Genomic DNA, 3,581 nt, shown 5'->3' on the forward strand with positions numbered 1-3,581 from the left:
AAGGCGGTTTCCCCCCTTTTTAAGGGGGGCTAAGGGGGGATCTCTGAGTGCTTAATATTACAGGCGATACCTCTTCAAACACCCTCTTAGATTGCCAGTTAGATTGCGAGTCAGACCTTTACGGAATGTCCAGCCGTTTCATTCATCGCCCCACTCAGGAGAAGTGATATCAGTTCAATGTCCGAATCAATGTCTGCATCGGGTGTATCCCACTTGTGTAACCCTCACCCTGAATCCCTCTCCCAAAGCGGGAGAGGGACTGCCAATCCGGCTCCCCTTCTCCCGTTTTGGGAGAAGGGGCTGGGGGATGAGGGCAAACTTGCAGAACTGGAATGCGCCCTCCGCATCGATGTCCGAAGTCTTTACCCATCATTCTTAATTTCTGACAAATCCCTCAAGAAATATTTTCAAAAATCAATGGTTGCCTTCACACCATTTTTTGCCAGACCGTTTATTCTAAACGGGAGAGTGACTCCGATCACTCTCGCAGAAGCAGACAGCGGTGGGGGCTACTGGCTGTCTGCTTCTTGCATTTGGACGCATGGAACAACTCAGGGAAAAACTCAGGAAAAGACTCAGGCATTCTGAGTCAGGCATTTTTCAGAAAAATCGCCTCCCAGCCGTGGGGGCCAAATTCTTTTTGAAACTCGCTGATCACCCAGGCAATCGACTTGCCCTGGCGCTGGGCGACGCGCATCAGATAATGCTTGTAGTTGTGCTTGTCTTCTAGCGTGGGCGATGCGCCAAAGATGGAGCCGAGACACCAGGCATCCTTGGGCATACAGTTAAATTTTTCAAAAAAGCGGCGATCGCTCCACGAAGGGGCCGCCCCCTCTTGATAGCTGCGCTTGCGCTGGGCATGGAAAAATCGCAGCATTTCTTGCTCCTCGATCATCTGCACCTGCTCGTCGCTCAGCACCTCTTCCAGATCATCCAAACACACCTGGCTTTCGTCTCGCCATTCGTGCTTGCAGTCGGGACAGGTCATCAAAAAAATGGGCACGATGCGGCCACAGACAGGACACTGCTTAGTAGGAGCGCTGCCAATGCCCTTGCCTTCCGGGTCTTCTCGCGTAGGCAGGTGATAGAACTGGATGTCTTCCGGAAAGCCGAGTCGCGCCAAATTGCCCGCCTGGTCGAGAATCGTGCCGTGCAGCTTGCCCGTGTGGGGCGCAATTCGCATGACGCGGCCAATCTGCTGATGATGCAGCGCCCTAGACTGGGTCGGCCGCAGCAGCAGCCCTACTTCCACACTTGGCTCGTCAAAGCCAATGCTGATCACGTTGCAGGAAGTCAGCACCAGAATGTGCCCGTCGCGCAGATCGGCGTAGAGCTTCTGACGGTCTTTGATGGGCGTTTCGCCATCCACCGTCGCTGCGGGAACATTGGCCTGGTTAAAGGCTTCGGCAACGTGCCGTGCGTGTTCCACGTCTACACAAAAGGCGATGGTGCGCTTGTCGGGAACAAGCCGCAGCCATTCTTCCACGATGCGTTCCACCAGTTCGGGGCGATCGCACGCATTTTTCAGCGCCCGCTCGTCATAGTCGCCCGCCACCGTGCCCACACCCGACAGGTCAATCTGATGCTCCGCCGACAGCCCGTAATACTTCATCGGCGCAAGATAGCCCATCTTTTGCAACACCGACGGCACTGGCGAAGCCACCAGCGTTTCCATGTGGTCGCCCAGTTGCGCTTTGCCCAGGCGATAGGGTGTCGCCGTCAGCGCCAGATGCACCGCCTGGGGATGGGTTTTGTAAAGCACCTGTTGCCCCACCTGGCTAAAGACCGTCGTGTGCGCCTCGTCAAACAGCACCACATCGGCGTGCCACTTTTTCCACCAGTGGCGCTTGGTCATGGTTTGCACGCTGGCAATCTGGATTGGCGCAGTGGGGTCTTCTTTCCAGCCCGCTTTGATAAAGCCGCAGTGCAGCCCAAAGGCCCGCATCTTGTCGTAGGTCTGCCCCACCAGCACATCCAGATGCACCAAAAACAGCAGCCGACAGCCCCGCGCCTCCGCATGGGCGCAGATTTGCCCGGCGATTACCGTTTTCCCTGCACCCGTCCCAGCAATCACCGCCACGCGCTTATAGCCCTCGCCCAGCTTGTTGTAGAGATCCTTAATCAACTGCACCTGATAGGGGCGCAGCGTCGGCGGCGTGGGAGCAGTCGCGTTTTGGGCAGTCATGCACGAAGCGCTGTGAGCAAGCAACAGGCAAAATCTCTAAGGCTTACTGTAGCAAAGGACGGCCCGGAATAGAGTTCGCGTGTACTGAAAGCCCCGAGAACCTTGCGCTGCGGCTTCCAGAAAACGAGTCACCCATCGTGATCAAAAAGCTCAGCGAACGGGTAGCCCCCACAGGGTGTATCCCAATTTTGCAACCATCAACCTAAATCCCTCCTGGCTCCCCTCCTCCCCAAAAGGGAGAAGGGGCTGGGGGGATGAGGGCAAACTTGCAGACCTGGGATGCGTCCTCCCCCCAATTCAGAATAAAAGCGACGGGATAAACGGTATTTCAGCTATCAGCTACAGCGGGACACGAAGCCAACGCCGCACGCTGTTCAACACCTTAAAATCGCATAAAATCGCACCCTGGCAGATGCCGCGTGAATCCGGTAAAGCCCCTACAAAACGCCATACAACACACCACACAAAGCGCCATACAACACACGCCCTTTGAGCAGACGCTGCTTTGCCAAGCCCAAGCGGGATGGGCGATCGCGCTGCGCCAATGAAATTACTGGATGCCCCAACAGATACGAGACTAACAATCGGGAACCTCGAAAAATTGGTCAAGTGGTGTCTTGATTTGAGACAGGTGTGAGATCATAGTCAGAGAGAGAGAAAGGGTGAAGACTGATGAGCCAAGCCGGATTTTGGGACTGGGAAGAACGCCAAGCCAAACTGAGGCAGAAAAAAGATCTATTGGTGCGGCTCAACCAAATTGTTCCTTGGGAGGACTTTCGACCCACATTGGAGCAAATCCATGACAAACCTCGAAAGAGCAATGGGGGACGCAAAGCAATCGATGTCGTGGTGATGTTCAAACTCCTGGTTTTGCAACAGTTGTACAACATCAGCGATGAGGAACTGGAATATCAAGTCAGTGACCGTCTGTCATTCATGGAGTTCATGGGGTTTAGTTTGTCCGATGAAGTGCCTGATGCAACAACCGTCTGGTTATTTCGCAAACAACTGATTGAGCAGGGGTTGATTGAGGCGTTATTCGAGCAATTCGATGGTTACTTAATCAAGCAGGGCTATGCTGCCAAAGGAGGGCAGATTGTAGATGCGACCTTAATTCCTGTGCCCAAGCAACACAACAGCGACTCAGAGAAGCAGCAACTCAGGCAGGGCGAAATCCCTCAAGATTGGCAGGACAAGCCGCATCGATTGGCGCAAAAAGACACGGACGCTCGATGGACGAAGAAACGAGGTGTGTGCCATTTTGGGTACAAAAACCACGTCAGTATCGATGCTGAGTCTGGTTTGACCCGGCAGTATCAAGTCACCGATGCAGCAGTGCATGATTCGCAAGTGTTGGGACATTTATTGGATGACGACAATGAGGCAGATAGCGTAT

General features: G+C 54.1%; 3 protein-coding genes. 1 reads left to right on the forward strand and 2 read right to left on the reverse strand.

Annotated elements, in window-relative coordinates; translation table 11 throughout:
- Positions 1-589 precede the first annotated feature (589 nt).
- Both IGS51_RS03255 and IGS51_RS03260 read right to left on the reverse strand, forming a co-directional pair.
- Entirely contained in the window at positions 590-2,185 is a 1,596-nt protein-coding gene (locus IGS51_RS03255) for a DEAD/DEAH box helicase (protein WP_297075841.1), read from the reverse strand.
- A 437-nt stretch (positions 2,186-2,622) separates the two neighbouring features.
- Positions 2,623-2,769 (reverse strand): hypothetical protein, encoded by a 147-nt coding sequence (locus IGS51_RS03260; protein WP_297075844.1) that lies wholly within the window; start codon positions 2,767-2,769, stop codon positions 2,623-2,625.
- An 88-nt stretch (positions 2,770-2,857) separates the two neighbouring features.
- On the opposite strand from IGS51_RS03260, the gene IGS51_RS03265 reads away from it, so the two are divergent.
- A partial coding sequence (locus IGS51_RS03265; protein WP_297075846.1) for an IS5 family transposase occupies positions 2,858-3,581 on the forward strand: 724 nt, incomplete at its 3' end.

The organism is Thermoleptolyngbya sp. M55_K2018_002 (genome assembly GCF_015295965.1).
Taxonomy (GTDB): domain Bacteria; phylum Cyanobacteriota; class Cyanobacteriia; order Elainellales; family Elainellaceae; genus Thermoleptolyngbya; species Thermoleptolyngbya sichuanensis.

Excerpts from the sequence above, each read along its gene's own strand:
- IGS51_RS03255 (WP_297075841.1), bottom strand. The coding sequence starts at position 2,185 with ATGACTGCCCAAAACGCGACTGCTCCCACGCCGCCGACGCTGCGCCCC.